Below are 24,103 nucleotides of genomic sequence, written 5' to 3'. Positions count from 1 at the left end.
CGCGAGTCCCGAGCAAGAGCATGGATGCCGACGCGCAACCGCCGCCGACGAACAAAAACGCAATGTTATAGTGTAACTATTACGTTTTGGCAACTCTCGGCTCACCTTCTACGACTGGGCAAAGCTGGACGGGCACTTGAGGGGCACTTGAGGGGCGCTTGAAAGGTGCAGGACAAGCACTGGACAGGCATTCACTTGTCAGCGGCAACCCAACATCCGATGATAGATGGCAAACTACATTAGTATGCGCTAACCGACTGGTCCGCTATTCTGGACGAATGGTCATCAGTCCGCGCATCTGTGCCCCTACCCTCAACAATAAGCGACAGGATCATGGATGATCTCAGCATTACCCCTATCAGCGATTCGGCTTGCAGCAGCTATCTGAGCGCCGCGGCTCGGCGACTGTGCTGCGGCAACATGCTCGCGACCTACAAACGGCATGGCATGAGCTGGGACGAGGAGTTGTTCAGCGAGCGCTGGCAGGACAACGAAAACTACGCGATACGTATCAATGGCGAATGGGTCGGCTTCATCAGCCTCAAGGCCCTGCCGGACATCCTGTATCTGCGCGACCTGCAACTGGTGCCACATTGGCAAGGCCGTGGCGTCGGCTCCGCCTGCCTGAACTGGTTGATCCAGCTGGCAACGCAACAGGAGTACGGCCAGTCGCTGATGAAAGACCGCGCCTCCGAGCTCTCCCCGGGCGCTCAGCCCTGCCCGCGCGCGCTGCGCCTGAGAGTCTTCTCCGACAGCCCGGCATTGGCGCTCTACCAGCGCCACGGCTTCACCCTGGTCAATGAGCAGTGCACCCCGACGCGCAGTGGCAGCATCATGGCACTGGAAAGACCCCTCACCTTCCAGACAGCGCCGACGCTTGCCCCGCGGAGTGATCACGCGCCCCTGCCCCCGGTAGGCAATGCCTCTCTCGACACGATCATCGATGACCTTACCGAGGAAGAGGCCTTGACGATCACCGCCAAGCGCAAGCGACAGTCCCCTCCGGCCGCGCGGAACATCGCGCATCATTAGGCGATTTCCCGTGCGCGATTTCCGCCAGATACGACAATGCCCGGTCATAGGACCGGGCATTGTCGTTCAGGGCTCATTCACCATCAGGGGTGAGATTTTACTGCGCTTATGGCTGATGGGCTCCTCCTCAGCGGGCGAGGAAGTCCAGGATATAGCGCACGGTATCCTGCGGCTTTTCATCCGTCACCCAGTGACCGGCATCCTTCACCCAGATCAGCTCGGCACCCGGAATGGCATCTGCCAGCATCGGGGCGTAATCCGGCTTCTGGAAGTTGTCCTTGTCGCCCCACAGCACCAGAGTCTTGATCTCGATATTCTTGAGCTCACCGGCGATGGCCTGGGTGTATTCCTTGTTGAGACGACGCATGTTGCGGAAGAAAGCCGCCTTGCCTTGCTCGCTGTTCCACTGGGACACATAGCGCTCGACCATCTCTTCGGTCGCGACGGCCCGATCATGCACACCACTGGGCATGAAGCCGCGCATGGTGCTGATGAATTCCTCGACGCTGGTCGCTTCCTCGACGCCCGGCTCCAGCAGCTGCTTGAACTCCGGAATCGGCCAGGAATCGAAGCATACGCTGTCGATCAGTACTTGACGGCGAACACGCTCGGGATGATTGACGGCCATCAGCTGACCGATACCTCCGCCGATATCATGCGAGACGACATCCACACTCGCCACACCCAGTGAATCCATCAGCTTGATGAAGATGCGTGTCTGGGCATTGATGGAAACGTCAGCATCCACCGGCATGTCCGACTCGCCATAGTTGAGCATGTCCGGGGCGATGACACGATAATGCCTGGCCAATTCCGGCATCACATCACGCCACATCAGCTTGTTGGTCGGAATGCCGTGAATCAACAACAACGGCTGACCTTCACCCATTTCCTTGTAGGCAATGCGGTGACCTTCGATCATCGCATAACGGGTTTCCAGGGCTTCCATTGTCACGTTGTCGTGGCTCATTGCTGACCTCTTCGCTTGATGAATACTCAATCACGGCCTGGCGAAACAGTGCTATATCGCGGTGATGCCGTGAACGTGGGACCACCTTACGGATTCCTGAGCAATCACTCAAGCACGATTTTGATTGATTGCTCAAAATACGCTTTAATGGCCCCATCAAATTCAAGGGAAACGCCCATGGCCCGTGTCATCAACCGCAGTCTGCTTGATCTTCGTCGCCTGACCATCAACCTGGTGACCTACCCCGAAGGCCACAGCGTGATGCGCCACAACGACCCGATGGGCAGCGGCAGCTACTACAAGCTCAATATCGTGCTCAAGAAGCCCCGCCGGGGCGGTGTCTTCGAGACCGATGGCAGCCTCTTTCGCCTCGCGGACCGCGTGGTGCTGTTTCGCCCCGACCTTCACGAACACAGCGTCAGCCGCATCGAGCGCGGCAAACGCGTGCTGCTGAGCATCGCCTTGCACGCACCTTGGCGCTGACCCGCAATGGGACTGCGCAAAAGAACCTGAGGCAAAAGCGAATAATGAAACAGATAGCGGGTAGCGCCAAGTGACAAAAAAACGCCAGTCAGCAATTGCTGACTGGCGTTTTTGCCCACCTGAATCCAGGCCAGGAACGACGTGCTCGACAATGTGCTGCCTTGGCTATTCCATCCGGTCCAGCCCGACGCGATAACGGGCAAAGCCCATCTCGTCCTGATCCACCAACGTCATCGGGTAGACCGCCTGGGCATCAATGAACTGCTGCGCATCCTCGCCGGGGGCGGTGGTGAAGCGAATGTCCAGCGGGGTATCGGTGTCGATCGCGGCCAGCCGCCAGTTGTGATCCGCCGCGGGGTCCACCGCGCCCTGCTGCTGCGTCTGGCGCGAGATGTACTGGGCCAGAATGCTGCGATTTTCATCCGGTGACGCGAAAGCGATATGCGACTCTCCGGTGCCGGGGAAGTCCTCGCCGTAGGCGCGATAGTTGTTGGTCGCGAGCAGGAAGACCTCGTCGTCCTTGACCGGCTCGCCCTGGTAGGCGAGTCCCTGGATACGGTGGGCATCGGCGTCGATCAGCGCGCAATTGCCGTCGTAACGCGCCGGCTGCGTGACATCCACCCGGTACTCGACGCCATCGATCACGTCGAAGTTGTAGCTGCGGAAACCTTCCCAGTTGATCAAGGGCTGGGGCGTGGCGAGATCCGGATCAATGCGATGGAACTGGCCGGCGCTGCACTCGAGCCATTCCCGCACTTCCCTGCCGGTGACCTTGAGCGCCACCAGCGTATTCGGATAGAGATAGAGATCGGCGGCATTGCGGAAGCTCAGCTCGCCCGCCTCCATCTCGGTGAACTGGGTCGGATCATTGTGACGGCCGCCGACCTTGAACGGCGCGGCTGCCGAGAGAATCGGCAAGCCTTCCAGGTCCGGGTCGCCTTCGACGAAGCGTTTGACGTAATCGGCCTGGGCGCGATTGACGATCTGGATCGTCGGGTCGTCCTGCACCAGCGCCAGATAGCTCTTCATCGCCGCACTGGCGCGTCCGATGCTGCGATTGACGTACTCGCGCGTGGCGTCGTGCTCATGATCGACCAGCGCCGCCAGTTCGGCATCTTCCGCCACTTGCGCCTCGCCCCCTACCTGAATCGGGCGGGCTTCTGTCTGGCCGCTCACTACCCGCCACTGGCCCGAGGCATTGCTCAGTTCGAGATCCATCACGCCCACATGGCTGCCCCAGTGCCCCGGCATCATCGCCGGCACGCCATTGAGGGTGCCCCTGGCGATATCGGCCCCCGGTACCTCGGCGAATTCCTCGCTGGGGAAGACGGCATGGGCATGCCCGAAGGCGATGCCATCGATGCCCTCGACCTGCGAGAGGTAATACACCGAATTCTCGGCCATCACCCGGTAGTGGTCGGTCGAGATGCCGGAGTGCGGGATGGCGATCACCACATCCGCGCCCGCCCGGCGCATCTCGGGCACCCAGCGCCTGGCGCTCTCGGTGATGTCCTCGGCCGTCAGGCGGCCCTGGAGGTGCTTGCGGTCCCAGGTCATCACCTGCGGCGGTGCGAAGCCGATATAGCCGATCTTCAATGTCTGAGCGTTGCCCTCACTGTCGGTGAAGGCATGGGCGGTGATCTGGTAGGGCGTGAAGTACGGCTCGCCTGTCGTGGCGTCCAGCAGGTTGGCGTTCACATAGGGGAACTGCGCGCCGGACAGCGCCCGTTCGAGATACTCGAGCCCGTAATTGAATTCATGATTGCCGATATTGCCGACATCGTAATCCAGCTGATTCATGACCTTGTAGGCCGGGAAGACATCACCCTCCTCGAGACCTTCTGCCGCCATGTAATCGCCCATCGGGCTGCCCTGGATGAGGTCGCCATTGTCCAGCAGCACGCTGTTGGCTACCTCGGCACGCGCCTGCTTGATCAGACCTGCCGCGCGTACCAGGCCGATGCGCACGCTGGGCCGGTCCTTGTAATAGTCGTAATCCATCACGTTGGCGTGGATGTCGGTGGTCTCGATCACGCGCAGTGACAGCGTCGCGGCATTGGCTGGCTGAACGATCATGAAGATACCTCCGAGACTGGCCAGGCCAAGGATGGCTGCCCGCAAAGGCGGCTTGCGCCGACGTCCGGGGTGCTGCGCAACAGCTGGCGAGTCAGACGCCCGTTGATCTTCGCTAGCCGATGAAGCATTCGCCATCTCTCACTTCCTTGTCATGGGGGGATGTGCCAGTGCCCCTTGGGGGCAGCGCTCCATTATTCAGATGCCGACGCCTCAGGCAACTGGCGGTCTCTGCCCGCCAGCCAGCCGACACCTGCCATCAGCACACTGAGGACGGCGCAGACCATCAGTGCCAGCTGCCAATTGCCCTGCATATCGTAGAGCGCGCCGATCAGCGGCGGCCCCATGGCCGCGAGCAGATAGCCCAGCGTCTGCGCCATGCTCGACAGTGAAGCCGACTGCATGGCATCACGCGCCCGCAGCCCCATGAATGACAAGGCGAGAATGAAGCTGGCCCCGGAGCCCGCGCCCAGCAACAGCACCCACACCAGTGCCCACTTTGGCATCAGCCATAGCCCGATGAATCCCGCCAGCGACATGCAGGGCGTCGCGAAGGCGATCAGGCGTTGATCCTTCAGGCGCGGCATCAGGGGCACCAGAATCAATCCCGGCAAGGCCGAAGCCAGCTGGAGTAGACCATGCAACGAGCCCGCCTTCTCGGCTGAGAAGCCATTGTCCGCCAGCATGCTCGGCAGCCAGCTGTTGACGGTATAGAACAGCAGCGAATTGATGCCCATGAAGAGCGTCACCTGCCAGGCCAGTGGCGAATGCCACACGGCTGCCTGACGCACCGGCCGCGCGGCACCCTTCTCGACGTCCTTCTCGACGTCCTTCTCGGCACCCTTCTCGGCTTCCTTCGCCGCCGCCGGCAGGGAGCGACGTGACAACTGCGGCCACCACACCCCCATCGTCACCAATGGCAAAACGACCACTATGAGCATCGCGTACTGCCAGCCAGCGCTGCTGCCCTGTGCCAACGGCACCATCAGCGCCGAGGCGATGGCGGCCATGATGCCCATGGTCAGCACATAGCAGGAGGTCAGCAGCGCGACATGCTGCGCAAAGCTGCGTTTGACCAGACTGGGCAGCAGCACATTGCCCACGGCAATGCCCGCCCCGATCAGGCCGATACCCAGATAGAGGGCCAGCATGCTGCCCTGCACCCGCAGCACGATGCCCGCGGCGATCGTCACCAAGGCGAGGAAGAGACTGCGTTCAAGCCCGAGACCTCTGGCGAGGCGCGGCACCCAGGGCGAGACGACGACGAAGGCCAGCAGCGGCAGAATCATCAACAGGCCAGCCGCCGTGGCATTGAAGCCCAGCGCCGCCTGCAGGCGCTCCAGCAGTGGCGCGATACTGGTGAAGGGCGCACGCAGGTTCATGGCGATCAACAGGATACCGGCGATCAATACGGCCGGATGGCTCAGTCGCCGGACAGGAGACGAGTGGCAGAGTTCAGTCATGAGGCGCTCGCAGCGATCGTGAAACGGGGTAATGGCGGGACGACACCCAAGAGATGAGTCCGCACACAGAGTGAGGCTAGCTTAATCCCCTCGCCCACTGCAGAATTGAGCCATCATGACATCAGATCACTGAAATCAGACAATCTGCGAGCCGCCATGTCAGTGACCACACCCGTTCTACCGTCATCGCCCGGGGTCAGCACCCGCGGCCCCGATCAGGTGCCCTTCTCCAGCAGCGTCTGCGAGCACGACCCGGACATCTACGAGATTCCGGCCAGCGCCCTGCATGTCGAGACCGGCCAGCAGGTGATGGAGGTGCCGATCCACCAGCATCGCAAGGGACAGCTGGTGATCGCCCTGCATGGCGTGGTGACCAGTCGCGTACCGGAAGGTCTGTGGATGGTGCCGCCGCACAGCGGGGTCTGGATTCCCGGCAACCTGCCCCACAGCAATCATCTGACCCGTGGCGGCCGCGTCTGCCACCTGTTCATCGAGCCCGGTGCGCTCGAGATGCCAAGCCACAGCTGCACGCTGTCGATCTCGCCCCTGCTGCGTGAGCTGGTGCTGCGTCTGGCGGAGCTACCCCAGCCATATCCTGAACAGGGGCCGACAGCGCGGCTGGTCGGCGTGCTGCTGGAAGAGCTGGCCTGCATGCCAAGCGAACGTCTGCACCTGCCCTTGCCCGAAGACCCGCGGCTGACCCGCATCAGCGATGCCCTGATCAAGACCCCGGACGACCGACGCACCCTGGCCGAGTGGGCGAGCGAACTGGCGATGAGCGAACGCACCCTCGCCCGGCTTATCCAGCGTGACACCGGCCTGAGCTTCAGCCGCTGGCGTCAGCAACTGCACCTGGTGGTGGCGATTCGCCTGCTGGCCGAAGGCATGAGCGTGCAGCGCGTCTCGGAAGACGTCGGCTATCAGTCCGTCAACGCCTTCATCAGCATGTTCAAGAAGCTGCTCGGCACTACACCCGCCCGCTACCTGCAGGAACGCGAGCAACGCCGCTCGGGCAGTGGCATGGGCGGCGCGTGACGGCGACGCTTACTGAGCGGCCGCCTGTGCCACGCTGACGGCCAGCGCTTCGACGGAATCCACGATCGGCAGCCGGTCATCGAGCAGATGGCTGATAATGGAGAGCTCGGTGCAGGCCAGCACCAGCACATCGGCTTCCTGCGCCACCAGGTCAGCGGCGGCCTGACGGAAGGCTCCCCCGACGGCGTCATCACTCACCTGGCCTTTCTTGACGCTGCGGATCACCTCCAGCATCGCGTCCTCATCCTGGGGATAGGCCAGCGACAGACCACGCGACTCGATGAAGCCTTCGTAGAGGCCAATCTTGCGCAGCGCCGGGGAACACAGCATGCCGACACGTGCGCCCGGCCACTGCGCCGCCACCCAGTCCAGGGTGCGCTCGACGATATGCCACACCGGAATCGAGACGGCGTCCTGCGCATCCTGCCAGTAGTAGTGGGCCGTGTTGCAGGGCATGACCAGAAAATCACACCCGGACTGCTCCAGTCGCTGGGCCATTTCCGCGATGGCAGGCCCCGGAGAGACATCGCCCCCTTCCAGCAGAGCCTTGATGCGCGACGGCACCTTGGGATTGTTGTCGACCACCATGTGTACATGGTCGATGTCGTCTTCGGCCGGTGTGGCCTGGATCACCTGCTGCATGAAGGCCACCGTGGCATCCGGCCCCATGCCGCCCAACACGCCCACGACGATATGTTCTGCGCCCGAGGCGTCATGCGAGCTTCTCATTGGTCGTTCTCCGACAAAACTCTCACTGAAGATCAAGGCTCGAGAGGATGGCGACGTGGCCGGCATCCTCTCGAGAAACTGTTTCATGAGGCAGTGATTACGAAGGGCTGTGTTTACGAGCCACTGTGTTGACGAAAACAGTGATGACGAGCCACAGCCCTCCGCTGCGCCGCTAGAAGCCCATCATGTCCGGCAGCCACATCGTCAGCTGCGGCACGAAGGCCAGCAGCAATGCGATCAGCACCATGGTGCCGACCAGCGGCAGCGCCCGCACCGAGATCTTCTCGATGGACACGTTGGCGATGCTGGAGCTGATGAACATGTTCTCGCCCAGCGGCGGGGTCGAGAAGCCGATCCCGAGACTCACCACCAGCACGATCCCGAAGTGCACCGGGTCGACGCCCAGCTCCACCATGACCGGCAGCAACACCGGCGTGACGATCATGATGGTGGCCAGAATCTCGATGAACATGCCGACGATCAGCAGGAAGGCGATCACCAGCACCCACACCAGCCACAGGCTATCGGTGATGTTGAGGATGCCCTGGGCGATCATGGCCGGAATGTGATGCTCCACCAGGATGCGCCCGAAGGCGGTAGCGGTGAACATGATGATCAGCACGCGACCGGTCAGCCAGGTCGTGTTCTGGAAGGCTTCATTCAAGCCCAGCAGCGAGGACTCCTTGTGAATGAAGACACCGACGAACAGCGCATAGAAGATCGAGACGACGGCGGCTTCGGTCGGTGTGAAAAGACCGCTGTAGATGCCGCCGAGGATGACCACCGGTGCCATCAGTGACCAGAAGCCCTCCTTGAGTACCTTGAAGACACGCGCCTTGTCGTACGGCTCGCCCTGGGCCTGATAGCCGTTGCGCTTGGCGGTGATGTAGTTGGCGATCATCAGGGCCGCCCCCAGCATGATGCCCGGGATGACACCCGCCATGAACAGCGCCGAGATCGACTCGTTGGCGGTCACCCCGTAGATGACCAACGGCATGCTGGGCGGAATCACGACGCCCAGTCCGCCAGCGGTGGCGGTAATCGCCGCCGGATAGCTGCGGCCGTAGCCACGTTCGATCATCGCCGGAATCACCAGCATGCCCACGGCCGCCGTGGTCGCCGGCCCCGAGCCTGAGATGGCGCCGAAGAACATGCAGGCCATCACCGCTGCCGCCCCCAGGCCACCTGCGGCCGGGCCCGCCAGCTCTTCGGCGATACGAATCAGACGCCGCGCGATGCCGGCGTCGCCCATCAGGGCGCCCGCCAGAATGAAGGATGGCAGTGCCATCAGCGGGAAGGAGTTGATCGCCGAGAACGCCAGCTCCACCAGCGAGGTGATGTCATCACCACTGACGACATAGACCGCCATGGACGCCACCCCAAGGGCAACGACGATGGGTGAGCCCAGAAACAGCAGTGCACCGAACAGAGAGAACAGAATAGTCGCGGCCATGGCATCAGCCTCCCATCTTGGCGGTGCGGGTGTCATCGGCGGCATCCGGGGCCGCTTCCGTGATGCGCTTCACTTCCTCGTCGTCCACGTTGCCGGGCTCGATGCCTCTGACCAGCTTGAGGAACTGCACCTGCAATACGCGAAAGGCCATCAAGGTGAAGGCCACGGGGAAGATGTAATAGACATAGGCGAGCGACCAGCCGAGCGCTGGGGACTCATAGGGAAACTCGGTGAGAAGCCCGATCAGATCCAGGCTCTTGTAGGCGATGATCAGGCTGAAGAGCGCCCAGATAAGGTCGACGAACAGCAGGATGGCGTTGGCCACCTTGCGCGGCAGCAGATTGATATGGGTCTGCAGCCGATTGTGGGCACTCAGGTGAGCCGCGTGTGCAGCCCCCAGGAAGACGAACCAGACGAAGGCGTAGCGTGCCAGCTCTTCCATCCATGCCATGCCGATACCGAACACGACACGCAATACCACTTGGGAAAACAGCAGGAGTACGAAGACCGCGAGTAGAAAGCGGCAGGCGTAATCCTCGAGATTGTTCAATCTGGCCAACATGCGAGCCTCCTTCACGATGAACTGTGAGAGGGATACCAGCACTGTCTGGTATCCCTGCTCGATAGCATTGAACGCAGCGGGGGTCGCTCAGGCGTCATTCACGCTGACGCCGCGAGCGACCCCGCCCACTCGGGCTCAGTGGCCCAATGCTTTCTGCAATTCGTCGAAGGATTCCTTGCCGCCGATCTCTTCATAGAACTGCGGCCAGACTTCTTCCTTGGCAATGCTGATCCACTTGTCCTCGTCGGTCAGCTGGGCGGACTGCACCCCTTCCGCTTCCATGGCAGCACGCGCCTGAGAGGCCTCGGTCAGCTGGAATTGAAGCGCATAGAGCTGGGCTTCCAGGCCAGCGCGATCGATGATCTCTCGCTCCTCATCAGAGAGCTTGTTGTAGGTGCGCACCCCCATGACGATCGGCTGCAGGGAGTACTGATAGTGGACCTCGGTCAGATACTTCTGCACTTCCTGGAACTTCATCGTGTAGTTGACGATGTCCGGGTTGTCCTGGCCATCGATCACGCCCTGCTGCAGACCGGTGAAGACTTCCGGCCACGACATGCTGATCGGGCTGGCGCCCCAGGCCTGATAGGTGGCGAGCATGATCTTGTTCTGCGGCACACGGATCTTCATGCCTTCAAGGTCTTCCAGCGACGTCACCGGACGCTTGGAGTTGGTCAGATAACGGAAGTTGGAATACAGCCAGCTGACGATGTGGACGCCGGCCTGTTTCTCGGCGATCTGGTTCCATTCATCCGCCAGCGGGCCGGTGGTGGCCTTGACGGCATCCGCATGGCTACGCAGTGCATAGGGCATGGTGAGCGCGCCGAGGCGCGGCGCGTAGGGCGTCAGGTTGCCGACGCCGATCAGCGCGAAGTCCAGCTTGCCGATGCGCGTGTCCTGGATCATGCCGGTCTCGGAGCCCAGCTGACCGCCCGGGAACAACTCCACCTGCATCTCGCCATCGGAAAGGTCCTCGACCAGTTCCTCGAAGCGCTGTGCAAGCGCGCCCTGATCCGAATCCATCGGATCGCCCATGCCGACCTTGAAGGTCTTTGCCTGAGCGGTCGCTGACATCGCCAACATCACTGCGGTTGCCAAGAGAGCTTTATTGAACATTGTTATTACTCCACTGGTTGCGGGTCCGCATGGCCTGTCACCAGGACATGCGGATTGAAGATCATGTGGCTTTCAAAGCGTTATCGTTATGGGTTCACCCCTGTCACGTGCTGCCGCCGGGCATAGTCACGCGACGGTCGAGACAGGTCGTGCACTGTGCAGAGCGTCCTGGATCAAGTCCGCGATGACCTCGCAGTCCTGCACGTCAAAGGTCAGCGGGAGACGCAGATCACACAGCGTCGCCAGCACCCGGTCGGCATTGGGCACTGCACGATGGCTGCCCAGATAGGCCCAGCTGTCGTAGCGGCTGGTGTAATCCTCCGGCAGCGGCTTGCCGTACCATTTCACCGGTAGCCCACGCGCTTCACAGCCTGCGATGAAGGCGGCGATCTGCTCGTGGGAGCACTGCGCCAGAGTGAACTGGATGGAGCTTCCGACGTAGCCTTCCAGCGGGCCACGCAGGATGGGCGTGACGCCCGCCATGGCCTCGAGCCGGTCCTGCATGCGGGCATAGAGGGAATTCCAGCGCTCACGACGCTCTGCCAGCTCCCCCAGTTGCGGACGCAGGATGGCAGCACGCAGATTGTCCATGCGACCACTCATGTTGGGGGTCTGCAGGCGCGTCTCGGCGAAGCTCTCCGCGGCCGGCGCCGCCAGGTGGCGGTCGTACAGCATGTAGGAGCCCGACAGGATGATGGCGCGTCGCATCACCTCATCATCGGCGGTCGCCAGCAGGCCACCTTCACCGGAATTGACGTGCTTGTAGGTCTGGGTGCTGTAGCAGCCGACCTTGCCGAAGGTGCCGCTGGGCTTGCCGTCGTAGCTCGCGCCCATGGTATGCGCGCAATCCTCGATCACCGTGATGCCGCGGCTGTCGCAGACCTGCATGATCGCGTGCATGTCGCCGATATGGCCGCGCATGTGCGAGAGCATGAAGAAACGGGCCCCGCTCTGATCTGCCGCACGCGCCAGATCCTCCGGATCGACCGTGGTGTCCTCGAGGATGTCCACCAGCACCGGCTCGCCACCGGCGGCGACGATGCTGCCGGGCACCGGGGACAGGGTGAAGGCGTTGCACAGCACCTTGTCACCGGCCTCGAGTCCGCAGGCGCGCAGCGCCAGCTGCAGGGCATAGCCGCCGGAGGCACAGGCGAGCGCGTGGGGGATGCCCAGACTCGCCGCGAATTCCTGTTCCAGCAGCGCCGCTTCGCCCTGCTCGCCTTCCGCCAGGTTGTAGCGATGCAGGCGACCACTGCGCATCACGGCGACGGCAGCCTCGATGGCGGTATCGGAGATGGCTTCCTGCTGGGTGAATGACTTGGCAAAACGACGCATGTGGCCTCCTCAATAACGCTTCTGGGCATAGACGGGGAAATCCCAATCCTGCTCGGGGAAGTATTTGGTGAGGCGCCAGTCACAGGCACGCGCATGGCCTTCCATCCCTTCGGTGCGCGAGATACGCGAACCGATGGCACTGAACTTGAGGTTGGCTTCGGCGCTGAGTTGTTGCGTGGTCAGTACCTTCATGAACTTGTGGACATTCAGACCGCCTGAGTAGCGCCCGGCCCGCTTGGTCGGCAGGATATGGTTGGTGCCGGAACACTTGTCACCGTGGGTGACGGTGCTGCCTTCGCCCAGGAACAGAGAGCCGTAGTTGCTGAGATTCTGCTTCCACCAATCCAGGTCCTCACACAGCACCTGCAGGTGTTCGCAGGCGTACTGATCACTGATCTGGACCACTTCTTCGCGGGTGTCGCAAAGGATGACTTCGCCGTAGTCACGCCAGGCGGCGTGGATGACCTCGGCGTTGGGCATATCGTTGCCGACCAGCGGCACCAGCTCGATGACGCGGCGCGCAACTTCTTCACTGGTAGTGAACAGCCAGACCGGCGAGTTCGGTCCGTGCTCCGCCTGGGAGACGAGATCCACCGCGATGGTCATCGGGTCTGCGGTGTGGTCGGCGATCACCGCCGATTCGGTAGGGCCGGCAAAGACGTCGATGCCGACCTGGCCGAACAGCAGACGCTTGGCTTCGGCAACGAAGGCATTGCCCGGGCCGACGAGGATGTCGGCTTCGCGCCCGCCGAATAGGCCGTAGGCCATGCTGGCGACCGCGTGAACGCCGCCCATCTCCAGGATGCGGTCGGCGCCAGCCACATGCATGGCGTAGGCGACGGCCGGATTGATGCTGTCGCCGCGCGGCGGCGAACAGGCCGTGATGTGCTTGACGCCGGCGGCCTTGGCCGTGGCGACGCTCATCAGCGCCGAGGCGGCATGCGCGTAGCGTCCGCCCGGCACGTAGCAACCCGCGGCATCGATGGGCAGCACGCGCTGCCCCAGCACGACACCCGGCTCGGTCTCGATCTCGAAGGATGTCAGGCTGTCGCGCTGCGCTTCGGCGAAACGACGGATCTGGCGATGGGCGAAATCGATATCGTCCTTGACGCTCTGCGGCACGCTCTCGATCAGCGTGGCCAGCTTTTCCTCGCTGAGGACGAAATCACCGCTCCAATTGTCGAACTTCTCGGCATACATGCGCACGGCGTCTTCGCCACGCGAGCGAATGTCCTGCAGCATGTCCTGGACGATGGCCGTGGTGCGCTGATCTTCCTCTGCCACGCCGTCGGCCGCTTCAGCCAGCTTGAGGTGTCTGATTGTCATTGTGATTCCCCGAAAACTGCTGTGATCATCACGCTCCCTTGCCAGCTGGGCCCGGGAGCATGTCGTTACGGGATGCGCCAGTCACGCCGCTGTCATCAGGCGAGGCGCATCACTGGCCGCAAACGCTATCAGGCCTGGTAATCCGCGAAGTTGAAGGCATCCGGGTAGCCGAACAGAGCCACGGCACCGCCGGTGTGCAGGAAGACCACGTTCTCGCCTTCCTTGAAGTGTCCCTTGCGCACCAGGTCGATCAGACCGGCCATGCCCTTGCCGGAGTAGACCGGGTCCAGCAGGATGCCTTCCTGCTGAGCCAGCAGCGTAACGGCCTCGATCATGCTTTCGGTCGGAATGCCGTAGCCTTCACCGACGTAATCGCAGTTGGCGACGACATCTTCACGCTTGACCACGTCAGACAGGCCCAGCTTGGCTTCGGTCTTCTGTGCCAGCGCGAAGACATTGCCTTCCTGCTTGTCCTTCGGTGCCCGTACGCCGATGCCGAGTACCGGAATGCCGGAGTTGCACGCGGTCAGGCCCGTCACCAGACCCGCCTGGGTACCGGCGCTGCCGGTGGCGTGCACGAGGTGATCGATCTTGAGGCCCATGTCGTTGGCCTGGGACAGCAGTTCGAGGGCGGCATTCACGTAACCCAGCGCGCCGATCTCGTTGGACCCCCCCCCCGGGATGATGTAAGGCTTCTTGCCCTTGCCGATCAGCTTGTCGGCCAGCGCTTCCATCTCGGCGGCCATGTCGGCCCCACCTTCACGCTTGGCGACCGTCGCGCCATGCAGCTGGTCGAGGAAGACGTTGCCGTTGTAGTTGTAGCTGCGGTCGTCGCTGCCGGTACGGTCTTCCAGCAGGATGTGGCACTCAAGGCCCAGCTTGCAGGCAGCGGCAGCGGTCTGACGCGCGTGGTTGGACTGGGTAGCGCCCTGGGTGATGATGGTGTCGGCGCCCTGCTCCAGCGCGTCCGCCATCAAAAATTCCAGCTTGCGGGTCTTGTTGCCACCGGTGGAAAGCCCGGTGCAGTCATCACGTTTGATCCAGAGACGCGGCCCACCCAGCAGCTTGCTCAGGTTGTCCATCGGCTCCAGCGGAGTCGAGAGGTGACCAAGGCGAACACGGGGAAAACGGGACAGATGCATACGAGCCTCCAAGCGAGTCATTGTTGTCATAGGGATTACTCTCATAACGACGTTCGTCGAATGTGTGACATCACTCCGGCACGCCGCCGAGCGGTCTTCACAACAGTAAGCCGCGATTCTCGCCAGTCCCAATGCCATGTTTCTCAAAGTTTGTTACTTTTCTGCATGACCAGTGGCTTCCTCTGACCCGACTCAGATATTCAGAAGATTGACATGTCCGCAACGCCGACTGGCAGTCATATCCATTGTCCGAAAGCCCCGTTCTCATGGGGCACCCGGTCAGCGTCATGCCATGTCCACAGGTGTCGCTGCAGGCTTCACCACAATGGGAAAGCGGTGCATGATGGCCAACCTCCAACAACAACCGACATCTCCTCAGGCGACGCATGAAGATCGAATGGATCGAAGACTTTCTCGCATTGATCGAGGCCGGGACCTTCTCGCTGGCAGCCGAGCGACGCAACGTGACGCAACCCGCCTTCTCGCGCCGGATACGGCAGCTCGAGGAATGGCTTGGGGTCGAGCTGGTCTATCGCCAGTCGCAGCGCATGATCCTCACCGAGCACGCGCTGGAGTATGAGCAGGAAATGCGGGAATGGCTGGCGCGGCTCTACACGTTGCGCAGCCGCCTGCGCAGCGAGGCCCGCCAAGGGCCGAAGGCGATCATCACCACCCAGCACACCCTCACCGTCAGCTATCTGCCGCGGTTGCTGCGCTATTTCCGGCACAACTCCCCCGACGCCGGACTGCAGGTGAAATCACTGGATCGCAGCGAATGCCTTCAGTTGTTCGATCACGGGCAGGCCGATCTGCTGCTGTGCTCCGAGCTTCAAGGCGCGCCCGTCTTCGAGGGAAATTGCGGTATCAATCGCCTCTCACTGGGGCTGGAGCGCCTGCTGCCGGTGTGTGCCCCAGATACCCTGGGTCGCCCCCTGCACCTGCCACGCAGTGATCAACGCCTGCCCTTGATCGCCTATGATCCGGAAAGCTTTCTGGGCCAGATTCTGGCCTCGCCTTACCTGATGGATCTGCAGCGCGCCCAGGACATCGACATCATCTGCGAGACCTCCTTCACGCTGGGCATTCGTGAACTGGTGATGGCCGGACTGGGGGTTGGCTGGCTACCCCATGGATTGATCGAGGATGATCTGGAGAGCGGCAGGCTGGTATCGCTGCTGGATGATCTGGGCGGCCCGACCCTTGAGGTAGCCTGCTATTGCCGCAATGACAACAACAGCACAGCGACCGATGCACTATGGCAACTGCTCAAGGAGAGCCCGCCTGCCGTATGACATCGTGAGCCTCTCATCACTTTTCATTTCCAAGAGCCCACCATGAATCGCATCAACCCCGAGAAACTGTTGCAGAGCAAGTGGACTGCCGTGTCTCCCCCGCAATCGTGAGCGACATTTCATTGTCACGCGCCTGATTCGTGATGAGCAGGACGAGCATGTGGTCGAGGTCGTACTGCAGGCGGTATTGACCCGCAGGGATCTTACCCTCGCCTGGCGCGAGCTCAAGGAAGACGGCGTCTGGCAGATGGGCTGGAAATGATGGCCCGGCATGAGCACCGCTGAACGCAGAAACGCCGCCCTCGGGCGGCGTTTCTGCGTCTAGGCGTCCAATCTACCCACGATCTCAGGCCACGACCTCGGCTTCCAGCTGGTCACACAACATGGCCATGCGCTGCACCGCTTCCAGCAGGGTGTCATCCGGCACGGTCAGGGCGACACGCACCAGGGGTGTACCGCAATCACCGAACACACTGCCGGGCATCACCGCCACCTGCTGCTGTTCCAGCAGTCGCCAGGCGAATTGTTCGCCGTCAAGGCCGGTGCGGGAGACATCGACCATCAGGAACATGCCCCCCTGTGGCAGACTGGAGGACAGCTGCGGAATGGCCGCCAGCGTTTCATGCACCAGGCGCGCGCGGCGTCCAAGCGACTCGCGCAGACGCTCGGAGGTATCGAAATCTCCGCGCAGCGCGGCTTCGGTCATGTCAGCGATGAAAGGCTGGTTACCGAACAGCATGGTTTCCGAGACCGGCAACAGCCGACGACAGAATTCCGCCGAGCCGATGGCCCAGCCACTGCGAAAGCCGGTGGCGGCGTGGCTCTTGGAGATGGAGGACACCACCACGGTGCGCTCACGCAGTGCCTCGATTTCCAGCGGCGAGACGAATTCGCCCGTGAAGATCAGCGCTTCATAGACCTCATCGCAGACGATCCACAGATCATGCTCGCGACATAGCGCGCCGATGTGCTCGAGGGTCGCCCGGTCCATCACCGCCCCGGTGGGGTTGTGCGGGGTATTGAGCAGCAACACACGGCTCTGCGGCGTGATGGCCGCGGCGAGGTCCTGTGGCTGCAACACGAAACCATGCTCCATGCGCAGCGGTACCGGCTGCAGGTCACCGCCAGCCCCGCGGATCACGCCCTCATAGGTGGCGTAGTAGGGGTCGCCGGTCAGCACGCCGGCCCCCTCCTCCACTAGCGCCAGCATCACCGCGAACAGCGCCGTCTGAGTGCCGGGGAAACACAGCACGTTGTCTGCGCTGATCTCGGGCATGCGCGCTGCATAGCGCTCGGCCAGGGCCGCGACCAGCCCCGGCTCGCCACGGCCATCGGAGTAGCGGGTACGCCCGGCGCGCATTGCCTCGACACAATGCTCGACCAGCGCCGGATGCGTGGCGATATCCGGCTCACCGATGGTCAGCTCGATGATCGGCTCGCCGGCCTGGATGCGCCGGCGAGCGGCGCTGTGAACGGCCCATTTGTCACCGCCCAGGTCACTCAGTCGTTCGGTAATGGTGGCGTAGCGCATGCTCAACTCCTGTGGGATGGGGATGGTGTCGCGATGCCGACGTGCTCAAGCAAGGTGCCCCGGGGCAGTCGCAGAATGCCCTCTGCTGCGCGTATGGCGATCGCCGGCAGCCGCTCGACCGGATAGAGGCCATGTTCAAGCCCGCCCTCCAGCCACAGGCCATCGATCAAGCCATTGAGGGCAATCGCCTGCTCCTGACACTCGCGTGCGCCCGCCGGCAGTGCGTGGGCGCTCAGCACCGGATGGACCAGCTGTGCGAGCAGGTCGAGAAACTCGCGATAGGTTTCCTGGTGCACCGCCGAATAGCTGGCATCGTGGCGTACCCGGCCGATGAAGGTCGCCCACAGGGAGATCTTGTGGGCGGCCAAGTTGGGCTGCGCGAGACTCGCCGCGATGAAGCGCGCCAGACGACACGCCGGGGATTCATCACTGGCCGGGCTGGCATCGGCGATATCGGAGGTCAACTGGCCCATCATGTAGGCGTAGGCGGCCCGCACCATGTCGTCCTTGGTGCCGAAATGGTGGCGAATCAGTCCGGGCGAGACCCCGGCAGCCTCCGCCACGCGGCGCACGCTGGCGCCGGCCAGACCGTGCTGCGCGACACAGCTCAAGGTGGCTTCCAGCAGGTCGCGACGACGCTGATCCTGGGAAAGCCGCTGGAATGCCTTGCGACTCATCGTGATGTCTCCCGTCCGGTCGCGGGCCCGCGCATCAGGCACTCGACGGCCTCTCGAGCGACGATGCCTTCAACAGCGCACCTGCTATTAACAACGATAATCACAGCCAAGGCTCTCCAGCAGTCGCAGATGAGACTCCCACTCCAGCGCCAGATCTCCCTCCTCGTGGATGGCCATGTCGTACTGACCGACCACATGCTCACAGATCTCGGGCGAGAGGCGGCGCACCGGCTGGCCCATTGACAAGGTCGCGACCTGGATCTCGCAGCTGCGCTCGAGATAGAACATGTTGTTGAACATCTCGGCGGCAGAGGCGCCGGTGGTCAGCAGGCCATGATTGCGCAGGATCAGCGCTGGATTGTCGCCAAGGCTCGCCACGATGCGCTCGCGCTCATCCAGATCCAGCGCGATACCCTCGTAATCGTGATAGGAGACGCGGCCATGGAACTGCAGGGCGATCTGATTCAGGGGCAAGAGCCCTTCTTCCAGGCTCGACACCGCCACACCGGCGCGGGTATGGGTATGCATGATCCAGCTGGCTGAGTGACTTGCAGCATGAATCGCCGAGTGAATGGTGAAACCGGCCGGATTGACCCGCGCGGCGCTGTCATCGACCTTCTGGCCGTTGACGTCGATCTTGACCAGCGAGGACGCCGTGATCTCCTCCCAGCGCCAGCCGTAGGGGTTGATCAGAAAATGCCCTTCCTCATCCGGCACCCGCGCCGTGATGTGGGTGTAGATCAGGTCGGTCATGCGGTAGTGCGCTGCCAACCGGTAGCAGGCCGCCAGGTCCAGGCGTGCTTGCCACTCCGCGTCACTCATGGTCGATGCCGGCATGTTGCTGTCTCCTGTGGTCACAATGTCGCTGTCTGGGGTCGAGAAAGGCTCGGCTGAGCCTTGAGAAGCATTGAAGCGTCCACCTTCGGGGTTCAAGCGACGCGAGCCTCAATCGCTGCGGATTTCAAGCGCTGCGGCCCTCAATAGCCACGCTGGCGATCCACGCCCAGCGTGAGCGGCAGGCCATCGTGCAACTCACGCGCCGTGGCCACCACCTGCTCGGCCACCACCTCGGGGAGCGAGTCACTGGCCACGTGCGGCGTGATGCGCAGGCGCGCGTCCTGCCACCAGCGGTGAGTGGGCGCCAGCGGCTCCTCGCGGAAGACATCCAGCGTCGCGCCTGCCAGTTGCCCGGCGTCGAGCGCGGCTTCAAGGTCCGCTTCCACCAGGTGCTCGCCGCGACCGATCTGCACCAGCCAGGCGCCACGGCGTAGCCGGGCGAACAAGGCAGCGTTCAACACGTTCTCGGTCGCCGGGGTCAACGGCAGGATATTGATCAGATAATCGGCACCGTCAGCCGCCACCATGACGGCAGCCTCACCGGTCAGGTAACGCACACCCGGCACCGGCGCGGCCTGTTCGCTGCGACAGGCGACCGTCACCGAGAAGCCCAGGGTCGACAGCGAAGTGACGACGGCGCGCCCCATGCTGCCGTGGCCCAGTACTGCCACCTGTGCCTTCTCTGGCGCACGCATTGCCAAGGGCTGCCATTCGCCACGCGTGGCATTGTCGGCCATGACGGCAAACTCGCGCTCGCGATGCAGTACCTCGTGAGCGGCGAAACCGGCCATCAGATACGCCTGATGCGGGTCGCGCACCCGTGCGACCTGAACCTCGGCCGAGAGCCCCGGATGCCCCAGCAGGGCGTCCACCCCCGCCGCGATCGACATGGCAAGCCGAAGATTCGGGTACGGCGTGAAGGCGTCCTCCCCCGGCTGCCAGCAGATGGCGAACCGCACCGCGCTCGGGTCCTCGATCTCATGCGGATGACGCAGTACGACATCGTCGCCCAGCTGGCGCAGCGCTTCACCGTAGACGCTGTCCAGGTCCAGGGACTCACTCAGATAGACACCCAGAATCGGGGCTTGGCTTGGCATTGGCTCTCCTTGTGACACGACTGGCAGCGAGTGGATTGCCATGGATTCCCCCTCACTATTACACACTCGTATAACTACTGCCAACCGTCACGTGCTCCCCTGCTCCCTCATCGCCTTGCCAATGCCTTGATCGACGGGGTGTTGCCGTCACCGCACTGTTCGGGATGAAACATGCGCGCCACAACGACAAAAGGAGAGGCGCAAGCGCCTCTCCTTTTTCATGTGTCATCTGGTCGATGGTGCAAGCTGGCGTCAGCGGTGATGACAGCCTGCCGCTGCCAGCCTGATGGCAGCGGGGATTCACAACGAGGCCACCTTCGCCACTGGCGGGCGCTGCTTACCCTGGGTGACGATGTAGATACCGCTTGCGACCACGATGGCGGCGCCCAGCAAGGTCATGGCATCGAGGCTTTCCCCCAGCACCATGACCCCGAGCGCCAAGGCAAACAGGACGCGGGTATAGCGAAATGGCGTGACCACCGAGACCTCGCCCTTGCGCATGGCAATCGTCAAGGCGTTGTAGGCGATGACCCCGAGTATCACGGCACCCACGATCAGCCAGGTCGCCTCGGGCGCATACGCAAGCGGGGTCTGCTGGTAGAGAGCGATCAGCCCCCCCGCCGGAATCAGGGCGAGAAAGCCATAGATGCCGAGCTGGACGTTGGACAACGATGCCGGCGCGCCGCGCGTCGCCAGATCCCGTCCGGCGAAGCCGATCGTACTGATCACCGCAAACAGTGAGGTCATGTTGAAGCTGTCGAGGCCGGGGCGCACGATCAGCAATACACCAATGAAGCCGACACCGATTGCCAGCCAGCGCTTGCGGCTGACGCGCTCCCCGAAGAACAGTGCCGCCCCGGCCACCACGACCAGCGGCGTCGCCTGCAGGATGGTGGAGGCAGTGGAAAGCGGCATCAGGGTGATGGCGAGGGCGAAGCTGCTGCGGCCGATGATTTCACAGATGACACGCACCAGAATCGGACGCGAGAAGATCGCCGCAGGCATGAGGGACTCACCGCGCAGGCAGGTCAACAGCATGAAGACCAGCATGCCGCCGAGACCGAACAGCATCAGGGTGATACCGGTCGAGGTATGCCCCGCCGCCAACTTGAACAACAGATCCTCCACCGCGAATGCTGCCATCGCGATGACCATGAAAACACTGCCACGCATATTGTCCACTCAAGCCCCCTTGGTCTTTCAAGTCACATTCACCAGACGGTCTGGCGGCCAGGATCAAGCGCGTATCGCGCTGCAACATCACCCCACGGCAGGCAGCGGCTCCGTTTGATCATCTGTGGCATCGTCCCACCATCACGCCATCAAGTCTTGCACCCTGCGCTTGAGGTGAAATAGGCGCGATTGCCGCAAAGACGCGTTTCAGCCCCCCCATGATGGCGCAAGGCCACGCTATCCGGCACTCTAGTGATGCGATGGCACCGCTCTTGTTAGACGAAAGATATGGCGTCAGGCGCCCGGCGCGCTCGAATCTGAACGTCAAGGAAAGCCCGAACTTCAAGGCAAGCCTCGCACAGCAAGACGCCCGCGATCAGCGAGCAGGAGCTCGTGAACGCGGGCGTCAGTCCTCAATGTCTCTTCACACGGCTCAGTCCTGCTGATTCTCCAGCAGCGACTTCAGACCATGCGGCTGGCAACGCAGGTACTGGGGCGCGGCCTTGACGGTATCCCCCAGCGCAGCAGCCGCGTGCCACGGCCAGCGCGGGTCGTAGAGGATGCCACGCGCCAGCGCGATGGCATCGGCACGCTCGTTCGCCAGCAGGTCTTCGGCCTGCTGCGGCTCGGTGATCAGGCCAACGGCAATCACCGGCATCTTCACCTGCGCCTTCAGGGCCTCGGCGTGCGGCACCTGATAATTAGGCGCTACCGGAATCTGCTGCTGCGCGCTGAGCCCGCCACTGGAGACATGCAGATAGTGGCAGCCACGACGGTCCAGCGCCTTGGCAAGTTCGATGCTCTGCTCGAGGTCCCAGCCGCCCTCGACCCAGTCCGTCGCGCTGATCCGGATGCCCAGCATCACATGCTGCGGGATCGCGGCCCGCACGGCGTCAAAGACCTCAAGCGTCAGACGCATGCGGTTCTCGAGCGAGCCACCGTAGTCATCGTCGCGCTGATTGCTCAACGGCGACAGGAACTCGTGCAGCAGATAGCCATGCGCCGCATGCAGCTCGATGCCGTCCAGGCCGATGTCGACGGCGCGCTGCGCCGCCGCCACGAAGTCCGCGATGGTGCGCCGGATCTGCTCGCCACTCATCGCCTCGGGGAGCGGCCCGCCTTCGCTGAAGGGAATCGCGCTGGGGGCGAGTACCTGCCAGCCATTGTCGTTGCCTGGCGCGATGGCGGCACCGCCCTCCCAGGGCTTCTGGCAGGATGCCTTGCGTCCCGCATGACCGATCTGCACCGCCAGCGGCATCGGCGAATAGCGGCGGATACGCTCGACGACTCCCTGCATGGCTTGCTGGCATGCCTCATCGTAGAGTCCGACATCGCCATGGGTGATGCGCCCTTCCGGGGCGACGGCGCTGGCCTCGAAGATCAGAAGCCCAGCCCCGGACTGGGCGAGATTGCCAAGATGCTGATCATGCCAGGCCTGCATCTGGCCCTCCTCGGCGGAGTACTGACACATGGGCGCGATGATGATGCGATTGTCCAGCGTGAGCGGGCCGAGGGTAAGCGGTGAAAACAGTGTGGACATGAAATTCCTCTAGTGCATTCAGGGCGGGTTCGGCAAGGCGCAGGCGCGAACATGGCGAGAAGGTCCGTGCTACCAATGCCAACGCAGTGCAAGCATAATGCGGGCGCCGGGGAGGCACCACAAGCGCAAGTTGGCCATGATGACGGCAACGCTGAGTTGCCCATGTTTCACGCACGCCCTGCCAGCGCCTCACCATCAGCGCCCCACCATCAGCGACTCGCCTCACCCTCCAGCACTTCCTTGACCAGCAGACGCCCGACATCGGCAATCGCGGCATTGCGCGCTGCCAGATCGGCCTCGCTTTCGGTCAGATAGACCGCCACGATCAACGGGGCACGCAACGGCGGCCACAAGATGGCAACGTCATTATTGGTGCCATATCCCCCGCCGCCGGTCTTGTCCGCGATCTGCCAGTCATCGGGCAAGGCCGCCCGCAGCTTGTCATCGCCGGTGGTGTTGGCCAGCATCCAGCCCTGCAGGGCAAGGCGCGATGGCTCGCTCAGCGCATCCCCCACCAGCAATCGCTGCAGGGTGGCCGCCATCGCGTGCGGCGTGGTGGTATCGCGAGGATCACCGGGGGTGGCTTCATTGAGCGCCGTTTCACGTCTGTCCAGCCGCGTGCTGTCATCGTTCAGGCGCCGCAAATAGGCCGTCAGTGCGGCCGGGCCGCCCAGGGCGTCGAGAATCAGGTTACCCGCGGTATTGTCGCTGGTCGTGATAGTTGCATGGCACAACGCCTCAAGCGTCAGCCCGCCATCCCGGGTGTGGTGCTCGGTGATGGGGGAGTAGGTCACGAGATCCGCCGGGCGAATCGCCACCTTGCGTGACAACGATTCCTGGCCTTCGTCCACCCGAGAGAGCAGATGACCACAGGCCAGCACCTTGAAGGTGCTGCTCATGGGGAAGCGCTCATTCCCCCGCCAGCTGAAACGGGTGCCATCGGCGGTATCCAGAACGGTGACACCGATTCGCGCGCCGACCTCTGATTCGATGGCCTGAATGGCCGACGCCGAGAGCGGCTTGTCAGCGGCCAAAGCATCGTCCGCGGCCTGAGCGCCCAGCGACAGACAGGCAAGCGCGGCGGCGGCCAGCCACTGTTTCCAGCACCTTGAAGGCCTGACAGCAAGCTTTACCGCAAGGCTGGAAGAGTGCAATGGAGACGAGCGGTGATCGGCACCGCACAGGCGCTGAGGGGATGAAGGCATCAATGATATGTCCTGATCATGGGGAGCGGTCG

The 24,103-nt window shown here is 62.8% G+C and carries 22 protein-coding genes; 5 read left to right on the top strand and 17 right to left on the bottom strand.

Features of this window, described 5'->3' with window-relative positions; all coding sequences use genetic code 11:
• The first annotated feature begins 333 nt into the window (after nucleotides 1-333).
• The gene (locus IZU87_RS07195) at nucleotides 334-1,032 is read left to right on the top strand and encodes a GNAT family N-acetyltransferase (RefSeq protein WP_213114131.1); all 699 of its coding nucleotides are present in this window, start codon (nucleotides 334-336) and stop codon (nucleotides 1,030-1,032) included.
• Between the two features lie 127 nt (nucleotides 1,033-1,159).
• Here the strand turns inward: IZU87_RS07195 and IZU87_RS07190 are convergent, their stop codons facing one another.
• Nucleotides 1,160-2,002, bottom strand: coding sequence for an alpha/beta fold hydrolase (locus tag IZU87_RS07190; protein WP_249330478.1), 843 nt, complete (start codon nucleotides 2,000-2,002; stop codon nucleotides 1,160-1,162).
• 177 nt (nucleotides 2,003-2,179) lie between these two features.
• On the opposite strand from IZU87_RS07190, the gene IZU87_RS07185 reads away from it, so the two are divergent.
• On the top strand, nucleotides 2,180-2,485 hold the full coding sequence (locus IZU87_RS07185; RefSeq protein WP_043332791.1) for a hypothetical protein: 306 nt from the start codon (nucleotides 2,180-2,182) through the stop codon (nucleotides 2,483-2,485).
• A gap of 165 nt (nucleotides 2,486-2,650) precedes the next feature.
• On the opposite strand, the gene IZU87_RS07180 is transcribed toward IZU87_RS07185, so the two are convergent.
• Together IZU87_RS07180 and IZU87_RS07175 are read right to left on the bottom strand one after the other, a co-directional pair.
• Nucleotides 2,651-4,561, bottom strand: coding sequence for a bifunctional 2',3'-cyclic-nucleotide 2'-phosphodiesterase/3'-nucleotidase (locus tag IZU87_RS07180; protein WP_213114130.1), 1,911 nt, complete (start codon nucleotides 4,559-4,561; stop codon nucleotides 2,651-2,653).
• Nucleotides 4,562-4,752: 191 nt separating this feature from the next.
• Nucleotides 4,753-6,021 (bottom strand): MFS transporter, encoded by a 1,269-nt coding sequence (locus tag IZU87_RS07175; RefSeq protein ID WP_213114129.1) that lies wholly within the window; start codon nucleotides 6,019-6,021, stop codon nucleotides 4,753-4,755.
• Between the two features lie 156 nt (nucleotides 6,022-6,177).
• Here IZU87_RS07175 and IZU87_RS07170 point away from each other — a divergent pair, with 156 nt between their 5' ends.
• Nucleotides 6,178-7,056, top strand: a complete 879-nt coding sequence (locus IZU87_RS07170) for a helix-turn-helix domain-containing protein (RefSeq protein ID WP_082388511.1) — start codon at nucleotides 6,178-6,180, stop codon at nucleotides 7,054-7,056.
• A gap of 9 nt (nucleotides 7,057-7,065) precedes the next feature.
• Here IZU87_RS07170 and cuyB read toward each other — a convergent pair whose 3' ends face one another.
• The 7 genes from cuyB to cuyA all read right to left on the bottom strand — a co-directional run bounded on the left by cuyB (nucleotide 7,066) and on the right by cuyA (nucleotide 14,719).
• Nucleotides 7,066-7,785 (bottom strand): cysteate racemase, encoded by a 720-nt coding sequence (gene cuyB / locus IZU87_RS07165; protein ID WP_213114128.1) that lies wholly within the window; start codon nucleotides 7,783-7,785, stop codon nucleotides 7,066-7,068.
• 172 nt (nucleotides 7,786-7,957) lie between these two features.
• Nucleotides 7,958-9,238, bottom strand: a complete 1,281-nt coding sequence (locus tag IZU87_RS07160) for a TRAP transporter large permease (RefSeq protein ID WP_043332797.1) — start codon at nucleotides 9,236-9,238, stop codon at nucleotides 7,958-7,960.
• Nucleotides 9,239-9,242: 4 nt separating this feature from the next.
• Complete coding sequence (locus IZU87_RS07155; RefSeq protein ID WP_043332799.1) at nucleotides 9,243-9,800, bottom strand: TRAP transporter small permease; 558 nt, start codon at nucleotides 9,798-9,800, stop codon at nucleotides 9,243-9,245.
• Nucleotides 9,801-9,935: 135 nt separating this feature from the next.
• On the bottom strand, nucleotides 9,936-10,874 hold the full coding sequence (locus IZU87_RS07150; protein WP_213114127.1) for a TRAP transporter substrate-binding protein: 939 nt from the start codon (nucleotides 10,872-10,874) through the stop codon (nucleotides 9,936-9,938).
• A 168-nt stretch (nucleotides 10,875-11,042) separates the two neighbouring features.
• Nucleotides 11,043-12,251: a DegT/DnrJ/EryC1/StrS family aminotransferase gene (locus tag IZU87_RS07145; RefSeq protein ID WP_213114126.1), complete on the bottom strand. Its 1,209-nt coding sequence runs from the start codon at nucleotides 12,249-12,251 to the stop codon at nucleotides 11,043-11,045.
• A 9-nt stretch (nucleotides 12,252-12,260) separates the two neighbouring features.
• Nucleotides 12,261-13,577, bottom strand: coding sequence for a histidinol dehydrogenase (hisD, locus tag IZU87_RS07140; protein WP_213114125.1), 1,317 nt, complete (start codon nucleotides 13,575-13,577; stop codon nucleotides 12,261-12,263).
• A 128-nt stretch (nucleotides 13,578-13,705) separates the two neighbouring features.
• Nucleotides 13,706-14,719, bottom strand: coding sequence for a D-cysteate sulfo-lyase (gene cuyA / locus IZU87_RS07135; RefSeq protein ID WP_213114124.1), 1,014 nt, complete (start codon nucleotides 14,717-14,719; stop codon nucleotides 13,706-13,708).
• Nucleotides 14,720-15,105: 386 nt separating this feature from the next.
• On the opposite strand from cuyA, the gene IZU87_RS07130 reads away from it, so the two are divergent.
• Nucleotides 15,106-16,011, top strand: a complete 906-nt coding sequence (locus IZU87_RS07130) for a LysR family transcriptional regulator (protein ID WP_213114123.1) — start codon at nucleotides 15,106-15,108, stop codon at nucleotides 16,009-16,011.
• 46 nt (nucleotides 16,012-16,057) lie between these two features.
• A complete protein-coding gene (locus IZU87_RS07125; protein ID WP_349305167.1) occupies nucleotides 16,058-16,273 on the top strand; it encodes a TIGR02450 family Trp-rich protein in 216 nt (71 codons plus the stop codon).
• Nucleotides 16,274-16,357: 84 nt separating this feature from the next.
• Here IZU87_RS07125 and IZU87_RS07120 read toward each other — a convergent pair whose 3' ends face one another.
• From IZU87_RS07120 to bla, 7 genes are all read right to left on the bottom strand, one after another.
• Complete coding sequence (locus IZU87_RS07120) at nucleotides 16,358-17,542, bottom strand: pyridoxal phosphate-dependent aminotransferase (protein ID WP_213114122.1); 1,185 nt, start codon at nucleotides 17,540-17,542, stop codon at nucleotides 16,358-16,360.
• A gap of 2 nt (nucleotides 17,543-17,544) precedes the next feature.
• Nucleotides 17,545-18,219: a TetR/AcrR family transcriptional regulator gene (locus IZU87_RS07115; RefSeq protein WP_213114121.1), complete on the bottom strand. Its 675-nt coding sequence runs from the start codon at nucleotides 18,217-18,219 to the stop codon at nucleotides 17,545-17,547.
• 87 nt (nucleotides 18,220-18,306) lie between these two features.
• Nucleotides 18,307-19,056, bottom strand: coding sequence for a class II aldolase/adducin family protein (locus IZU87_RS07110; protein ID WP_197738731.1), 750 nt, complete (start codon nucleotides 19,054-19,056; stop codon nucleotides 18,307-18,309).
• 140 nt (nucleotides 19,057-19,196) lie between these two features.
• Nucleotides 19,197-20,153: an NAD(P)-dependent oxidoreductase gene (locus tag IZU87_RS07105; protein ID WP_213114120.1), complete on the bottom strand. Its 957-nt coding sequence runs from the start codon at nucleotides 20,151-20,153 to the stop codon at nucleotides 19,197-19,199.
• Nucleotides 20,154-20,453: 300 nt separating this feature from the next.
• Nucleotides 20,454-21,326 carry a DMT family transporter gene (locus IZU87_RS07100; RefSeq protein ID WP_213114146.1) on the bottom strand — a complete coding sequence of 291 codons (873 nt, stop codon included), beginning with the start codon at nucleotides 21,324-21,326 and terminating at the stop codon, nucleotides 20,454-20,456.
• A gap of 433 nt (nucleotides 21,327-21,759) precedes the next feature.
• A complete protein-coding gene (locus IZU87_RS07095; protein ID WP_213114119.1) occupies nucleotides 21,760-22,866 on the bottom strand; it encodes an NADH:flavin oxidoreductase/NADH oxidase in 1,107 nt (368 codons plus the stop codon).
• A gap of 209 nt (nucleotides 22,867-23,075) precedes the next feature.
• Entirely contained in the window at nucleotides 23,076-24,071 is a 996-nt protein-coding gene (gene bla / locus IZU87_RS07090) for a class A beta-lactamase (protein WP_213114118.1), read from the bottom strand.
• Between the last annotated feature and the right edge of the window lie 32 nt (nucleotides 24,072-24,103).

Source organism: Cobetia sp. MC34 (genome assembly GCF_018340035.1).
Lineage (GTDB): Bacteria > Pseudomonadota > Gammaproteobacteria > Pseudomonadales > Halomonadaceae > Cobetia > Cobetia amphilecti.
This window is presented reverse-complemented; position numbering and strand designations above follow the sequence as displayed.